The organism is Planococcus sp. RAB007_Raresut, from assembly GCF_057369535.1.
The window spans coordinates 38,801-53,531 of sequence record NZ_JBXYIF010000002.1 but is presented as its reverse complement, the minus strand read 5'-3'; the positions used below and the strand labels follow the sequence as shown (position 1 = coordinate 53,531).

The following is a 14,731-nucleotide window of genomic DNA, read 5'->3' as shown; positions in this document are numbered from 1 at the left end:
GGAATGTTCAGATATTGGTTTCGTCGAATAAAAAACCTTACCGCCCTGGTAAGGTTTGTAGAAGGCATTAAAGTTCACTTCCTACGAATCTTTTTAGCAGGTGAATCTTGAAATCAGTCCTTCTGGACCTGCAGAGCCATTCGTAAAAATTCCATAAACAGTGCCGACTGGCTGCCTAATTGGACAGCTTGTGCCGGCAGTATTGCGTCACCGAGAGCAAGTCCATCAATGAATGTGATAATTGAGCGGGCAATCAAATCGTGGTCAAAGCGATCGCTGAATTCACCGGCTTCCTGGCCTGCTTTGATGACATCCGCATATAGGCGATGGCCTGTTTCATATCTTTTTCTGCCGTATTCCCGTCTTTGTTCATCATTTCGTCCAGTGATGAAATATTCCAATTTGCTGGATGCCAGCGGATCCATTTCGGTTTCGGGATTTCCGCCTTCTCCAAATAACAGCTGCATCAACAGCTCCCAATAGGAATCCGTATCTTTCAGCATGTTCTTCGTGCCATTGGCTTCATCAGTTAATGCTTCATCAAGAATCGCCTTGAACAAACCCTCCTTATTGGAGAAATATTGATAGAGCCCGCCCCGGCTGACACCGGCTGCTTCCATCACGTGCTTCATCGACGTGTTTTCATAACCCTGTTCGATAAAAACAGTGGTTGCAGCCTGCAGAATTTCAGCCCGCCGCTGCTTCAGATGGTCTTCGCTCACTCGTGGAGCCATGTAATTTCCCCCGTTCCGCTTTCCTTCTTGCAATATATCCTGCCAGCGCCAGGAGCACCAGCAATCCCGATGTAATTATGAAAGTCGGAATAATGCCGAGCACCGTCGCTAACAAACCGCCCGCCAACGGTCCGAGAATCGTAGCCGTGGTCATGACACTGTTGATGACCCCAAAAATCCTGCCTGTCATATGGACAGGTGTATCGATTTGAACAGTTGCATGAAATGGCACAAAAATCAGGCTGGCAGAAAATCCGGCGGTAAAGCCGAGAATCGGCAGCCATATTGCCGAATAACCCAAATCGGCGTCAGTTAATATCCCCATCATACCAAAACTCAATCCAATTCCAAAAACACCTGCCAGCATAACCGGATACGGACGGTAGCCCGTTTTTTTGGCAAGCAATAAACCCGCCAAAAACATGCCAAAACCAGAACCTGTAATCAGATATCCAAATAAATCAGGCGATGCCTCTGTCAATTCCCGGATCAAAACAATGAGCTGGGAGTCCGCCAATTGCAGAACCAGAAGGCTCATCCCCACCAGCGTTAAACCGACCACCATAAAGCGGCTTGATTTTAAGAGAGCAAATCCTTCGGCCAGTTCTTTTTTGAAAGAAGCCTGTGCCTTTTCTTCTTCTGTGGACTCTTGTTTTATTGTATTAGGCAATAATAACAGCAACCCGGCCGACACAATGAACGTGGCGGAGTCGACCAGAAATACCTGTTGTGTCCCCATTGCCACCACGAGCAGTCCGCTGAGGAGCGGTCCAAGGATTTTGGTTGATGAATCAATCATCGAAGTGATAGCCATGGCTGCCTTCATGTCCTCTTCTCCGACGATTTCTTTCAGCTTCCCATTTTTCGCCGGAATGAATACTGCTGAAAAAACGCCGATTGTAAACAGGATCGCATATACCATCAGAATTGAACTTGCGGCCGCCAGCAGCAAAATCAAGGCAGCCCTGGCAATATCGGATACGATCATAATCGTTTTTCGATTAAAGCGATCCGCGACAATTCCTGCGACTGGCCCGAGTAAAGCCATCGGCACTGCCAGGCAGAGAATAAGCAGCCCGATTTCCATTGGCGAGGCATTCCATTTAAATCCCACTACCGTAAAAATCGCGACTATGCTCAGCCAGTCACCGATGCTTGAAATTGCCTGTGCAGCCATCAACGCCATATAGCTTTTATTTTGAAGTAAATTTTTCAATTAGCAACCCTTCTTTCAAAAAGACACTAGTGTCGTTATTAATAATTTAACTATATCGACAATCGTGTCGTTTTACAAGCTTCTTTTTATAGATAGCTGTAGATTGGCCAAATCTGAAACGATAACATGGGCGTTTGCACAAGCAGGAAGAAAAATATGCATAAAAAAACCGCAAGCACTCAGTGTGCTTGCGGCAAAGAGATCCTGTTCAGGATCCGTATTTATTTTTTCAGATCAAAACGGTCAGCGTTCATCACTTTGTTCCAAGCTTTGATGAAGTCGCGAACGAATCTTTCCTTGTTGTCATCTTGTGCATATACTTCAGCAATGGCACGAAGAATCGAGTTAGAGCCGAATACAAGGTCAAAACGTGTCGCAGTCAGGCCTGTTTCACCTGTTTTGCGGTTTTTGCCTTCGTATTTGTTGAACTCGGACGGCGTCCAATCGATGTTCATATCCAGTAACTTGACGAAGAAATCATTTGTCAACACACCGACGTTGTCAGTGAAGATGCCTTCTGCAGCGCCTGCATGGTTTGCACCAAGGGCACGCATACCGCCGACAAGCACAGTCATTTCCGGTGCAGTCAAGCCGAGTAATTGCGCTTTATCAAGCAGCATCTCTTCAGGGCTTGTCGAATATTCTTTCTTCTGGTAGTTTCTGAAACCATCCGAAACCGGCTCCAGCACGTCGAAGCTTTCTGCATCCGTATGTTCTTCAAGCGCATCTCCGCGGCCTTGGGCAAATGGTACGTCAATATCGAAACCTGCCGCTTTTACAGCCTGTTCGATTGCAGCATTTCCTCCAAGGACGATCAAGTCAGCGATGCTGATTTTATTGTCCATGCTTGCTTGCAGTTTTTCATAGAAAGAAAGCACTTTTTCCAATTCTTCCGGCTCGTTCGCTGCCCAGCTGCGTTGTGGAGCGAAACGGATGTGAGCTCCGTTTGCACCGCCGCGTTTGTCTGAATCGCGGTATGTGCTGGCAGATGCCCAAGCAGTTTTGATCAATTGCTGCGGGTTTAATCCGCTTTCCATGATCTTCACTTTCAGCTCTTCCAATTCAGCTGCAGTCAGAACGCCTGGTGCTGCTGGAACTGGATCTTGCCAGATCAATACTTCTGTCGGTACTTCCGGTCCCCAATAACGCTCGATTGGTCCCATGTCGCGGTGAAGAAGTTTGAACCATGCACGGGCGAACGCGTCCTGGAACTCTTCCATGTTTTCATAGTAACGGCGTGAAATCTTTTCATAAGCCGGATCCATGCGAAGTGCCATGTCAGCTGTTGTCATCATTGTCTTCACTTTGATGGAAGAATCTTCAGCATCAGGTGCCATGTGATCTTCCGGTAAATCTTTAGCAGTCCATTGGTATGCGCCGGCAGGAGATTTCGTCAATTCCCACTCGTAGCCGAATAATTGCTCGAAAAAGCCGTTGTCCCATTGCGTCGGGTTGGCAGTCCAAGCACCTTCGATACCACTTGAAATCGTATCGCGGCCTTTTCCTGAACCGTAAGTGCTCTTCCAGCCGATTCCCTGGTTTTCCATTACTGCTGCTTCCGGGTCGTCACTTACATTGGAAGGATCTCCAGCACCGTGGGCTTTACCGAATGTATGGCCGCCTGCGATCAACGCAACAGTCTCTTCATCGTTCATACCCATACGTCCGAAAGTTTCACGGATATCGACAGCACTTGCAAGCGGATCCGGTTTGCCGTTAGGCCCTTCCGGATTCACATAGATCAAGCCCATCTGAACGGCTGCGAGCGGGTTTTCCAACTCGCGGTCGCCGGAATAACGGTTGTCTTCCATCCACTCTTTTTCATTGCCCCAATATACGTCTTCTTCCGGTGACCAGATATCTTCACGGCCTGCGCCGAATCCGAAAGTTTTGAAGCCCATCGACTCAAGTGCCACGTTACCCGTCAACACAAGCAAGTCAGCCCATGAAATTTTGTTTCCGTATTTCTGCTTGATCGGCCAAAGCAAACGGCGCGCTTTGTCCAAGTTTACGTTATCCGGCCAGCTGTTAAGCGGTGCAAAACGCTGGTTTCCGGTAGAACCGCCTCCGCGGCCATCTGTAGTACGGTATGTGCCTGCAGCATGCCAAGACATACGGATGAACAGACCGCCGTAATGTCCGTAATCAGCCGGCCACCAGTCCTGGCTGTCAGTCATCAAGTCACGAAGATCCTGTTTCAGTGCATCGTAATCCAATTTCTCGAATTCCGCTTTATAATCAAACTCATCCCCCAGAGGATTTGTTTTTGTATCGTGCTGATGCAGAATATTCACATTCAGCATATTCGGCCACCAGTCTTTGTTTTGCGTTTTGCCTGGTTTGGTGGATGTTGTTATTGCACTGTCAGCGTGTCCGCCTGTTTGGCTGCTTGGCTGTCCGCCGCCTGCACCCGTAAACGGACATTGTGCATCCGAAGCTGCAGTGTGGTTTTTTTGCTCGTTAGTTCCTTGTTCATTGTTTCCCATTCTCTAAACCCTCCTAATTGATAATGAAAAAACTGCATCTCTCTTTAAATCTGCGATTTTTATGCATTACTGCCGGCAGATAATAATTCTTACATTAGAATTACACTAAACTAGAGACTCCGTGAACAGCAATAAGGTATCAATTTGGAGTTTTACTCGTATTCCGTTCAAGGATGCAATGAAAATGCGGAAATTTTCACTTGAGAAGATTTATCGAAATTCTCATTTGCAGGTCATTTCGTGCAGTCATTGAGGTGCAGGAAGCTGGCTGTCTTTCAATTATTATTCCAGCTCTTCTTCCGCAATCAGCTTAAATCCTTCGATGATCGTATCTTCTTCCACTTCAATCAGCAAACAGCGCTTGCCGTTGTAATTGACTTCTTTGACGTAACGTAAGTCTTGCGGGCTGATCTTGATATCCGCGACTTTCGTGCTGATTTTAATCGATTTCGAAGCATAGCTTGGCACAATGTGGCTGGCTTTCATCTCGTAATTGCGGTCTTCCACGACCTGCTGGAATGCCCGCTCCACTTTTTCCGTGCTCAAATCCTTCACGCCGCTCGCCTTCAGCACCCGCTCCATTTCTTTTGCGTCCAGTATAGGCGTCTCTTCGTCTTCGTCGTCGTACTCTTCATCGACCACCAGCATGGCGTTGATTTCGTCGTAGACGTTGGCCAGCGTTTTTGAATTCACTTCGTCGCCGATGACGGCTTTAACGATTTCCTCGAACACCGCTTTGTCTTCCTCAGCCGTGACGATTTCATCTCCGTTCAGCACGTTCTCGATAAACTGGAAATCCGGTTTATTCGCCTTGCTCGCCGCGTAAAGCACGTGATGGATGTCTGCCGCATTATCCGTAAAGCTCGGGAACAGGAATCCGCCGATCGGCGAAGTCAATTTGATGACCGGATCCGTCACCAGGTTCGACTTGAATTCCTTCTCGACGAAATCAAACACCAGCGAACTTTTCGGCAGCTCGGTCGTGTTCATGCTGCACAGGATGAACGGCGTCGTGAACACTTCATCGCGCATATCGATTTCCGTTTCATTCGCCTCGCGCTTCGTCGTCTTAAAATAAGTCCCGCGGATGAACGTGACCACCATGTCCTTTTCATACTGCTTGTCCAGCACCATCTTCAATGCAAGCTGCTGCATATTCTCTTGCCACTCGGCCGTATCGTCCGCCTCAAGCCCTTCGTAGAGAAGATGCTGCGTGTGGTCCGTCTGCCCTTCTTCCTGCGGCTGGAACTTCACTTCAAACAGCTTCTGGTCCAGCTTCCCGCCCAACACCTTTTTAAAGTTGGCAAGAAACAGCTCCTGCTGCTCCCGGTCCAATAAAGAAAAGGAACGGCTTTCTTCGTGGAAGATTTCACTGCTTTCCTTTTGGATATATACATTATAAATTTCAGCGATTTTGAGTAAATCCGTATCCAGCTTAAACCGTTTGCGGATATCGGCTATGTCTTTTTTGTTCATCTTTTATTCCAACTCCCTGGCTAGTAAAATCCGTGTTGCGTACAAAAAAAGAGCATCCAAAGCTGATTCAGCTTTTGGTGCTCTTACATTATAACAACTATTGGGGTGGATGACGGTTGGGAATATAGTTAGATTAATATTCTTAGTAATCGATATTCCGCAAAACAGCTCCGAAGACATTAGCCGACGCAGTGCGAGGCTATGTCTTTGCGACGAAGCAGCGCAGCGATGCAGGAGCACGGCTTTCACCACAGTCCTCCAGGAGTCTTCGCTGTTTTGCTCCATATCTTTAGGGTCGTTTTCATACTAAAGGATTAAGCGGCACACGGGTTCATTGTTTACCGTTTCGTCTCATGCAATCGCCGATGGAGCTGGTGAACCATTTCCGCGAGTTCCGGAACAGGGCCGTCGACTACCGGATCTTTTATTACATCTCCAATGGCCAGATTTCGGACTGGTGACGGTGGAGCACCCAAATCGCTCAACCAGCCGCCCAATTGTTCCGATGAACTTGCGTAGACAATCCTGCCCAAGCCCACCCAGCCATGAGCCGCCGCACACATCGGGCAATGTTCGCCCGACGTATAAACCGTCGCCTTGCTGCGTTCTTCAGGCGCCAAATTATTGGCCGCCCACCTGGCAATCGCAAATTCGGGGTGCTGCGTATGGTCGCCTCCCGCCACATGGTTATGGTCTTCAAAAAGTACTTCACCCTCAGCTGAAACCAGCACGGATCCGAACGGCTCGTCGCCTTTCTCCAAAGCCGTTTCCGCTAATATCACACAACGGTGCAAATGTTTTAAATCGGTTTCGGTAATCATTTTGGCTCCTCCTTTTCGGTTCAGAGTTAAGTGGCAAGTCCGATTGAGCTGTTTTCATATTGCGGGTCATTTAATGCTTTCACAATAAAATGGGCAACATCCGCACGTGGAATCGACATCGATTTTTCAGGGACGCCTTCAGCCGCTTCTCGATACTCTCCTGTAAAGGCACCATTTGTTAAGCCCATTGGCCGCACAATTGTATAGATAAGTCCTTGCGATTGAATCAATTCAACAGCAGCGCCATGGTCGGCCAGCGCATTTTTGAGCATCAGCATCATCATTTTTCCGCTTACGCCTGTCAATTCCTTATGAATTCCAGCCGATGCGGTGTAGACAATCCGTTTTACATCATGCGCTTTCATGCCGGCGACGATATTTTTCACCATATCCTGAAGTTCCGTTGATTTTTTCATCCCCTGGCTTGAACCGAGACATGACACGACAGTATCATGGCCGGCTATCGCAGCTGCAACTTCTGCACCGTTAAAGGCATCACCCTGAACAATATTTAAATTTTCATGAGAAACTGCCAGCTTTGCCGGTGTCCGCACAAATGCCGTAACCTCAAAACCATTTTCCACAGACTGCTTCACGACTTCCTGGCCGACTCCTCCGGTTGCGCCGAAAACAATAATTTTCATGGTTTTGTCCTCCTTTTATGGTTGTCTATCTTCACTCAATCTTTTCCTGTTCAATATATTCCTTCAATCTCAGCAAATGATTCTCATCTTCTTTTTTTAAGATCTTTTCGAAAAAAGGCCTGATAAAAGCATTCTTCAATCCTTTTGATTTTATTGAGCCAGTGAAATCAACGGTCGTTCCAGCCTTATTAGCCAAGAACTGATACTGATAAATCACCGTCATTCCGCCACTTTCGCTTTTCACCGTGTATGTTTGATTTGGAATAAATTCAATGACATGAAGGACAGTAATAATTTCATTGGCCCTTACATTTCTGGTTTCCTGAACTTGCGTCCCAACCTGCAGAGGTCCTTCTGTCAGCTTTTCCGCTTTTATTACATTATCCATTATCTTTGGAGCATGTTCAAAATCCGTTGTGATGGCAAATACGGTTTCAACAGGTGCATCAATATGAACGCTTTCTCTAAAAGCCATGCGGTTCACTCCTTCTCGGGCTGTAAAAAAGAGCATCCAAAGCTATTTTTCAGCTCCTGGTGCTCCTTTTAGTATAGCAATCTTTGCTATCGATTATTTACTTAACGTGCAAGCTGAAAATCAGTTCCCCGTTCTCCTCATCAACCTGAGCAAATCCCAATTTCTCCAGCAACTGAATAGAAGCAATATTCTCCGGTGCAGCCCCGGCCATAATCTTGAACTCGCCTTGCTGCTGGATCCACTGAATCATTGCCCGAGTTATTTCATAGGCATAACCTTGTCTTTTAAAGGACGGGCTGACAGTATAGCCAATCCAGAAAGTATCGAACTCCTTCTTAATGAAGACATCGCCAATGAGAGTTTGGTCGGCTTTCCTGATGATCGCAAATTGCCCCCCGCTTTCCACGGACTGTCCCTTCAATAAAATCTCTTCGTATTCTTCCCGCGACAGCCCTTTGAAATATTGATATTTCATCCATTCCGGGTTGTTGCGGTAGGTTATGAAATCATCGAGATCGGTTTCGGCGAAAGGCCTTGTGTAGCATCGTTTGGATTCGAAGATTGGTTGTGGGTTGTTGTTCATTTTGGGCACTTCCGCCATTAAAGATCTCTCCTTGCGAAGTTTGAATGCCAGGATTATCTTGAAGATACTAGTATTTGACTAGCTATAAGTTATTTAAGTTTTAAAGAAGGCCGATTGTAAAATTATGCTTTCTAGTAAACTCTATCAATGAAAAAAATCCACCTCAGACTTCTATGTAAGAAGAAAAAGGCAGGTGTTTTCTAAAATCTAATTGTAATATAGGTTCTCAGTTGGATATACCGGATCATTGGTGATGTCGATTCCAAGCTTCTTAAAAGTCTGTTCGTTTTCTCTATTCAATATAACCGTAGAATGAGCCTGGGTGTCTTTTAAATTTGGCAATTGCTTATAAGCCAGCTCAGAAGTAGGATTGGTGACCGCACTGATTGCCAGTGCAATGAGCACTTCATTGGCGCTTAATGTCGGGACGCGGCTATTCAAGTCATCGGTTTTCAAACGTTGAATCGTTTGTAAAATCATCGGCGACAACAAATCAATTTCATCGGAAATATTGGTCAATTTCTTCAACCCATTCAGAATCGCGGCTGCCGAAGCATCCATCAAAGAGGTCGTTCGACCGGTGATCATCTCGCCATTCGGCAGTTCTATCGCAATGACAGCTTGTAAATTCGTGCTGTCAATTTGCGCTTGGATTGCTTTCGCATAATTACGGGCCGGCAATACAGGTGCCCGATCCTCTTTCTTTAAACCGGTCTCTTCCAGAATCACTTGCATGTGGCGTACACTGTCTTCATCGGCAAGCCCTTTTTTATAATCGTTCTCTACGACGAAACTGCGCCGAATGATTTCCTGCTTGGCAGCTTCCTGGACAACGCTATCATCCGTGATGCCCGATTTCAGACGATTAACCCCCATGTCAGTCGGTGAGTTGTAAACAGACGCTTTGCCGGTAATCCTTTCGATGATCCGTTTGATGACAGGAAACGTCTCAATATCACGATTGTAATTGACCGCTACTTTCCCGTATGCTTCATAGTGATAATTATCCATCATATTTACGTCTTTTAAATCGACGGTAGCCGCTTCATAAGCGATGTTTACCGGGTGCTTTAACGGCAGGTTCCAAACTGGAAAAGTCTCAAACTTGGCATAGCCGACTTCATTTCCCAGTTTATTCTCATGGTACATTTGGGTAAGGCAGGTGGCAAGCTTTCCGCTGCCCGGGCCAGGGGCCGTTACTACCACGATTGGCTTTGTCGTTTTAATATAAGGATTCGTCGCAAATCCTTCTTCCCCAAGGACCGCGTCCACGTTTGTCGGATAACCTTCGATTTCGCGGTGAATACAGACGCTAATTCCGCTTCTCTCAAGCTTTGTCATAAATACTTTGACTGTTGGTTGCCCTCGATAACGCGTAATCAACACACTGTTGACAGAAATGCCATATGCCCGGTATTCATCAATTAAGCGCAAGACATCTTGGTCATAAGTGATGCCATAATCTTCACGGACTTTGTTTCGTTCGATGTCTCCAGCGTACACACAAATGATGATTTCCGCATTTTCTTTCAGCGTATGCAATAGTTTGATTTTGGCATCTTCATCAAATCCAGGCAATACACGCTTGGCATGTTTGTCGCCTATCAATTTTCCGCCAAATTCCAAGTAAAGTTTATCGTACTGCTGCACCCGTTCCAGGATGTAGGCTGATTGTTCCTGCAAATATTTCTCTGAATCAAATCCGATTTTTCCCATTACTTTCAGTCCTGCTTTCTTTGCTTAAAGCTTTCTCTTAACTCAAAAGATATAACGCCTTAAGAGAAAATCCCAGCTAAAATTCATCTTTTATCATTACATAGCTTTTTAGAAAACCGTCCCAGCCAGTTCGATTATTGAGTGATTCTAATAAGCTTAATAATAATCTTATCATCAATGCATTCAAAAAAATAACGAAAATTAGAGCTGTGTTCAGCAAATCCAAACGCCAAAACTTTAATTCTTTTGATATTTTTCAATAACTGTATCGCTTTTAGCGTTTGAATAAAACATTGATAAGTTAGCGTTTGTTCAATGATAAAAACCGTACTCACTTATGATACGGTTCACCCTTCATTATCCTAAACGCCCGATACACCTGCTCCACCAATATCAGCTTCATCAATTGATGCGGGAACGTCATCTTGGAGAACGACAGCTTCTCATCCGCCCGCTTCAATACCTCATCATGCAAGCCGAGCGATCCACCGATCACGAAGACGATTTTGCTGCGTCCGTAAGTCATCAGGGATTCCAGGTCTTTCGCCAGCCCTTCCGACGTTTTCATCTTGCCGTCGATTGACAATGCGATGACATAGGCGTCGGCCGGGATTTTTGCGAGGATGCGGTCGCCTTCCTTCTTTTTGACGATTTCCATGTCCGCATCGCTCAATTGCTCCGGCGCTTTTTCGTCCGCAACTTCGATTTCGCTTATTTTGCTGTAGCTCCCCAGCCGCTTCGTATATTCCTCAATCCCAGATTTCAGGTATTTCTCTTTCAGTTTTCCTACAGTGACAATTGAGATATTCACAAGATATCCCCCTTTACAGTAAATTTACAAACAAGTTATCCACCATTGTTATACACATATCCACAGGCATTTCTATATGTTGTGGCGAATTAAGAACTGGCCACAAGATACAAAGCGGGCTCTTCGCAGTACTCGCATTTTGTGGATAACTTTTCGTCTTCTGATAATTCTGTTAGGATAGGATAACTTTCTGTCTTTGCGACAAACACATCCAAGCCATGTTCCACGTGGGTTTTGCAGCATTTAATCTCCATAATTTTCATTCCTTTCGATTTCCGAATATTCCACACAGTTATGCACAATTCATTCACTTTTATCCACAAGTCATTGTAACAGAAGAAAGCGTTTACGTATAATCATGTTTTCTTCCTTCTGTGGATAGTTGCTGTTTCTCATTTCGCATGAAAGTTATCCACATGTCATTTTTCTGCTTTTCCGAACGATACAACTGTATTCTATGATTTTTCTTAACAAATTTTACAATAATGTTACAAAGTAAAAGCTGGCTTAGAAAAAATTAAAGTAAAAAACCGCAGAGCTCAAATAGCTCCGCGGTATAATTTACACGATTGGAGGTTCAGCACCCATCGCAGCCCATTCTTCTTTAGCCGGTCCATACAGTCCAGGCACATTCAATCCAGCCTGGCGCATCAATACCGTCATCTGGGCACGGTGATGCACTTGATGGAGAAGCAGCACTTTTAACAGTGTGGCAACGGTCCATGTTTCACCGTAAAGATCGTGTTCTTCATCCAGCGTTTCGTCCGTCCAGTTTTCTTTCATGGCCGTGATCATCGATCGGTTGGTGAATCTATAGGCTTCTGCAATCTCTTCAGCCGTATCGGGCACGGGCTTGCTGAAATCCGCTCCTGAAAATTGAAGACCCGTAAGCGAAACCATTTCCTCCAGCGTTGTTGCCAGATGCCAGCCGAGACGCCCCAGACTGCGGTAGCCTTCTGTATATTCCTGATGAAGCGATTCATCCGTCAACGACTCGAGGACCTGCTGCGTCCCTTTGGCTTCATCTTTCCAGACTTCATAAAAGTCATCCATCGATCTGAACATTTCCATCCTCCGTTCTTCTATTTCTGCTCTCTATTAATTTCGCCCGAAACTTCGTTTTTCCTGCATAGAAAAAGCCGGAGATTTCTCTCCGGCTCATTCTTTTAAGAAAAGAAAGTATTCACTTCTATAACTTGATAATGCTTTAAAGAGCGATATACCTTGTCCAGACTCCAGCGCCCAGATTCTAGTGTCATAAGCCACTCTGGCTATGCGGCAAAAACACGCCGCTTCGCCAGATCGTCTTATGCCCGTCGAATCTACACGGTCGCTTACGCTTTTCTTTATTATTGCAATGAAGAATTGTCCACCAGCTCGAATTCGAACTCCAATAGTTCACCGTCACGATACGCTTTCACCTGCAGCGTTTCGCCGATTTCTTTTTCTTCGTAAAGATGTTTGCGAAGCGCGATGCTGCCATCAATCGGTTCGCCGTCCATTTCGACGATGACGTCAAACTCCTGCAGACCCGCTTCAGCAGCTCCGGAATCCGGAATCACCGAATTGACCACGACACCGGCAGTAACGTCAGCCGGCAAATTCAGCGTATCTTCGCGGTACATCTGCGGCACTTCGTTCAGATCCATCAACGTGATGCTCATCGCCGGACGGACCATTTGTCCTTCCGACTCCAGCGTTTCGATAATCGGAATGGCTGTGTTGATCGGAATCGCAAAGCCAATGCCTTCCGCGGTCGCCGCATTAATCTTCATCGAATTGATGCCGATCAGCTGGCCGCTGATATTGATCAATGCGCCCCCGCTATTTCCGGGATTAATGGCTGCATCCGTTTGAAGCACATCGACCTGCCAGTCAATCACGTTATCTCCATCGATGTCGACAGGCACTGCCCGGTCCGTACCGGACACGACGCCTGTTGTTACCGACCCATAAAAATCAAGTCCGAGTGGATTCCCGATGGCAATGACCGTTTCCCCTTGCTTCAGAACATCCGAATCACCGAATTCGGCGATATCTTCGATTCCTTCACCATCCATGCTGAGGACAGCCAAATCCGTCCACACATCACTGCCGACAAGTGTCGCCTCTTTTTTCGCGCCATCCGGCATTGTTACTTCAATATCTGTGGCTCCCGTCACGACGTGATGATTGGTCACGACAAACGCGGTGCCGTTTTCATTTTTATAAATTACTCCCGAGCCTGTGCCTACTTCCTGGCTTGGAGATTCGGAGAAGAAATCCGATCCCGCCTGCAGATTCGTAATGCCGACAACCGTATCGTCGGCAATTTCCACAGCCTCGGTGACATCATTCGTTACTTCCACTGAACGCTGCTCCGTCTGCCCCTCTTGGCTGGTTTCAACTGTTTCAGTCTGATTTTGTGACGTTTGCGCATTGTTCCCAGGCATTAAATCCGGACGCGAATAAAACAGCAGCCAGATCAGCAATGCGCCAACCAGCACACCGCTTAATCCCGCAAAAAATGTGCGCCCCCGGTTCGAGCGCCGTCTTCCATTAGGTGTCTGATCGTAATACCCCATCTGCTCCATCCTCTCAGAAAACTTCTTTATCTAATTCTATGAATAGAATTCTGACAATGCAAGCTTGAGCACTCTGTAGAAGAGTATCTAAAGCGCGTATGAGGCTTGTGCTCATTTCTATTACAGTTTAAAACTGCGTTGTTTCTTTTCTTACTTAAAGCAAGCTTATAAGGATATTTATTATTGAAAGCACTCTAAGATATGAAGCAAAACAGCGAAGACTCCCAAGGGAGTAGAACCGGAGTTGGCTTGCCAACTCCGGTTCGAGCGAAGTGCTGAGATCCACTCGGGCGAAGGGGACCGAGCACGAGTTAGCTCAGTGCAAGCCCCTAGGAAAGCAAAGCTGCTTTGCGCAATATCGATTTTCATTTTCTAAAAAAAAAGAAGGCTCCGCAAGTGCGAAGCCCTTTTCTTTATACCAATACCAATTTCGTCGGCACATTCGCATCCGTATCCAGCAGATCGACATACTCGCCGACAATGATGCCTTTCGTCTGCAAGGTCTGCTCCACGCTCATGCGCGCCAAATCCTTCATGTTATTATCTTTGCTCAAATGCGACAGATAAATCTTCGTCGGCTTTTCAGCCATCACTTCGCTCATCGCCACTGCCGCGTCTTCATTGGAAACGTGGCCGACATCGCTCAAAATGCGGCGTTTGACCGACCATGGATAACGGCCCATTTGCAGCATGCCTACATCGTGATTGCTTTCAAACACGTATGCGTCGGATGCCTGGATGATGCCTTTCATCTTGTCGCTGACGTATCCCGTGTCCGTGATCAGCGCCAGCTTGCGTCCGTTTTCATGGAACACATAAAACATCGGATCGGCGGCGTCATGGGATACCGCAAATGACTGGATATCCAATGAACCAAAAGTTTTCACACTATCCATATCAAAATGGAAACGCTGTTCAACCGGAATGGCGCCCACCAGATTCTCCATCGCCAGCCAGGTTTTGGCGTTGGCGTAAATCGGCACTTTATGTTTGCGGGCTACTATTCCCAGCCCTTTAATATGATCACTGTGCTCATGAGTGACCAGGATGCCGTCCAGATCACTCATTTTTTTGCCGATGGAAGCGAATAACTCTTCCATTTTCCGGCCGCTTAAGCCCGCATCCACCAGAAAAGAATGCTGGTCATTTTCTATATAGATGGCATTGCCGCTCGAGCCGCTTGCCAATACACTAAAACGCATAGT

General features: G+C 46.3%; 14 protein-coding genes. All 14 read right to left on the bottom strand.

Translation table 11 applies throughout. The features are described 5' to 3' along the window. Positions 1-113: 113 nt before the first annotated feature. The 14 genes from AC2Q9J_RS04115 to AC2Q9J_RS04050 all read right to left on the bottom strand — a co-directional run bounded on the left by AC2Q9J_RS04115 (position 114) and on the right by AC2Q9J_RS04050 (position 14,728). Entirely contained in the window at positions 114-734 is a 621-nt protein-coding gene (locus AC2Q9J_RS04115; RefSeq protein ID WP_499037433.1) for a TetR/AcrR family transcriptional regulator, read from the bottom strand. Continuing rightward, positions 688-1,950 (bottom strand): MFS transporter, encoded by a 1,263-nt coding sequence (locus AC2Q9J_RS04110; protein WP_499037429.1) that lies wholly within the window; start codon positions 1,948-1,950, stop codon positions 688-690. The genes AC2Q9J_RS04115 and AC2Q9J_RS04110 overlap by 47 nt, the downstream gene beginning before the upstream one ends. A 221-nt stretch (positions 1,951-2,171) precedes the next feature. Next, positions 2,172-4,436, bottom strand: coding sequence for a catalase/peroxidase HPI (gene katG, locus AC2Q9J_RS04105; RefSeq protein WP_499037425.1), 2,265 nt, complete (start codon positions 4,434-4,436; stop codon positions 2,172-2,174). A gap of 282 nt (positions 4,437-4,718) precedes the next feature. After that, positions 4,719-5,912 carry a DUF4317 domain-containing protein gene (locus AC2Q9J_RS04100; protein ID WP_499037422.1) on the bottom strand — a complete coding sequence of 398 codons (1,194 nt, stop codon included), beginning with the start codon at positions 5,910-5,912 and terminating at the stop codon, positions 4,719-4,721. Positions 5,913-6,250: 338 nt separating this feature from the next. Beyond that, the gene (locus AC2Q9J_RS04095) at positions 6,251-6,733 is read right to left on the bottom strand and encodes a nucleoside deaminase (RefSeq protein ID WP_499037420.1); all 483 of its coding nucleotides are present in this window, start codon (positions 6,731-6,733) and stop codon (positions 6,251-6,253) included. A gap of 26 nt (positions 6,734-6,759) precedes the next feature. Continuing rightward, a complete protein-coding gene (locus AC2Q9J_RS04090) occupies positions 6,760-7,377 on the bottom strand; it encodes an NAD(P)-dependent oxidoreductase (RefSeq protein ID WP_499037417.1) in 618 nt (205 codons plus the stop codon). A gap of 31 nt (positions 7,378-7,408) precedes the next feature. Continuing rightward, positions 7,409-7,852 (bottom strand): SRPBCC family protein, encoded by a 444-nt coding sequence (locus tag AC2Q9J_RS04085; protein WP_499037415.1) that lies wholly within the window; start codon positions 7,850-7,852, stop codon positions 7,409-7,411. A gap of 97 nt (positions 7,853-7,949) precedes the next feature. Further along, positions 7,950-8,453 carry a GNAT family N-acetyltransferase gene (locus tag AC2Q9J_RS04080; protein WP_499037413.1) on the bottom strand — a complete coding sequence of 168 codons (504 nt, stop codon included), beginning with the start codon at positions 8,451-8,453 and terminating at the stop codon, positions 7,950-7,952. Positions 8,454-8,642: 189 nt separating this feature from the next. Next, a complete protein-coding gene (locus AC2Q9J_RS04075; RefSeq protein WP_499037411.1) occupies positions 8,643-10,151 on the bottom strand; it encodes a DUF1846 domain-containing protein in 1,509 nt (502 codons plus the stop codon). A gap of 331 nt (positions 10,152-10,482) precedes the next feature. Next, positions 10,483-10,962, bottom strand: a complete 480-nt coding sequence (rlmH, locus tag AC2Q9J_RS04070; RefSeq protein WP_499037409.1) for a 23S rRNA (pseudouridine(1915)-N(3))-methyltransferase RlmH — start codon at positions 10,960-10,962, stop codon at positions 10,483-10,485. A gap of 89 nt (positions 10,963-11,051) precedes the next feature. Further along, entirely contained in the window at positions 11,052-11,216 is a 165-nt protein-coding gene (locus AC2Q9J_RS04065; protein ID WP_112222178.1) for a CxxH/CxxC protein, read from the bottom strand. Between the two features lie 307 nt (positions 11,217-11,523). Then, entirely contained in the window at positions 11,524-12,027 is a 504-nt protein-coding gene (locus AC2Q9J_RS04060) for a DinB family protein (protein WP_499037406.1), read from the bottom strand. A 284-nt stretch (positions 12,028-12,311) separates the two neighbouring features. Next, a complete protein-coding gene (locus AC2Q9J_RS04055) occupies positions 12,312-13,526 on the bottom strand; it encodes a S1C family serine protease (RefSeq protein WP_499037404.1) in 1,215 nt (404 codons plus the stop codon). A gap of 413 nt (positions 13,527-13,939) precedes the next feature. Beyond that, complete coding sequence (locus tag AC2Q9J_RS04050) at positions 13,940-14,728, bottom strand: MBL fold metallo-hydrolase (protein WP_084243455.1); 789 nt, start codon at positions 14,726-14,728, stop codon at positions 13,940-13,942. Between the last annotated feature and the right edge of the window lie 3 nt (positions 14,729-14,731).

Excerpts from the sequence above, each read along its gene's own strand:
- AC2Q9J_RS04075 (WP_499037411.1), bottom strand. The coding sequence starts at position 10,151 with ATGGGAAAAATCGGATTTGATTCAGAGAAATATTTGCAGGAACAATCA.
- AC2Q9J_RS04050 (WP_084243455.1), bottom strand. The coding sequence starts at position 14,728 with ATGCGTTTTAGTGTATTGGCAAGCGGCTCGAGCGGCAATGCCATCTAT.
- katG (WP_499037425.1), bottom strand. The coding sequence starts at position 4,436 with ATGGGAAACAATGAACAAGGAACTAACGAGCAAAAAAACCACACTGCA.
- AC2Q9J_RS04080 (WP_499037413.1), bottom strand. The coding sequence starts at position 8,453 with ATGGCGGAAGTGCCCAAAATGAACAACAACCCACAACCAATCTTCGAA.
- AC2Q9J_RS04065 (WP_112222178.1), bottom strand. The coding sequence starts at position 11,216 with ATGGAGATTAAATGCTGCAAAACCCACGTGGAACATGGCTTGGATGTG.
- AC2Q9J_RS04090 (WP_499037417.1), bottom strand. The coding sequence starts at position 7,377 with ATGAAAATTATTGTTTTCGGCGCAACCGGAGGAGTCGGCCAGGAAGTC.
- AC2Q9J_RS04060 (WP_499037406.1), bottom strand. The coding sequence starts at position 12,027 with ATGTTCAGATCGATGGATGACTTTTATGAAGTCTGGAAAGATGAAGCC.
- AC2Q9J_RS04085 (WP_499037415.1), bottom strand. The coding sequence starts at position 7,852 with ATGGCTTTTAGAGAAAGCGTTCATATTGATGCACCTGTTGAAACCGTA.
- AC2Q9J_RS04055 (WP_499037404.1), bottom strand. The coding sequence starts at position 13,526 with ATGGGGTATTACGATCAGACACCTAATGGAAGACGGCGCTCGAACCGG.
- AC2Q9J_RS04100 (WP_499037422.1), bottom strand. The coding sequence starts at position 5,912 with ATGAACAAAAAAGACATAGCCGATATCCGCAAACGGTTTAAGCTGGAT.
- AC2Q9J_RS04115 (WP_499037433.1), bottom strand. The coding sequence starts at position 734 with ATGGCTCCACGAGTGAGCGAAGACCATCTGAAGCAGCGGCGGGCTGAA.
- AC2Q9J_RS04095 (WP_499037420.1), bottom strand. The coding sequence starts at position 6,733 with ATGATTACCGAAACCGATTTAAAACATTTGCACCGTTGTGTGATATTA.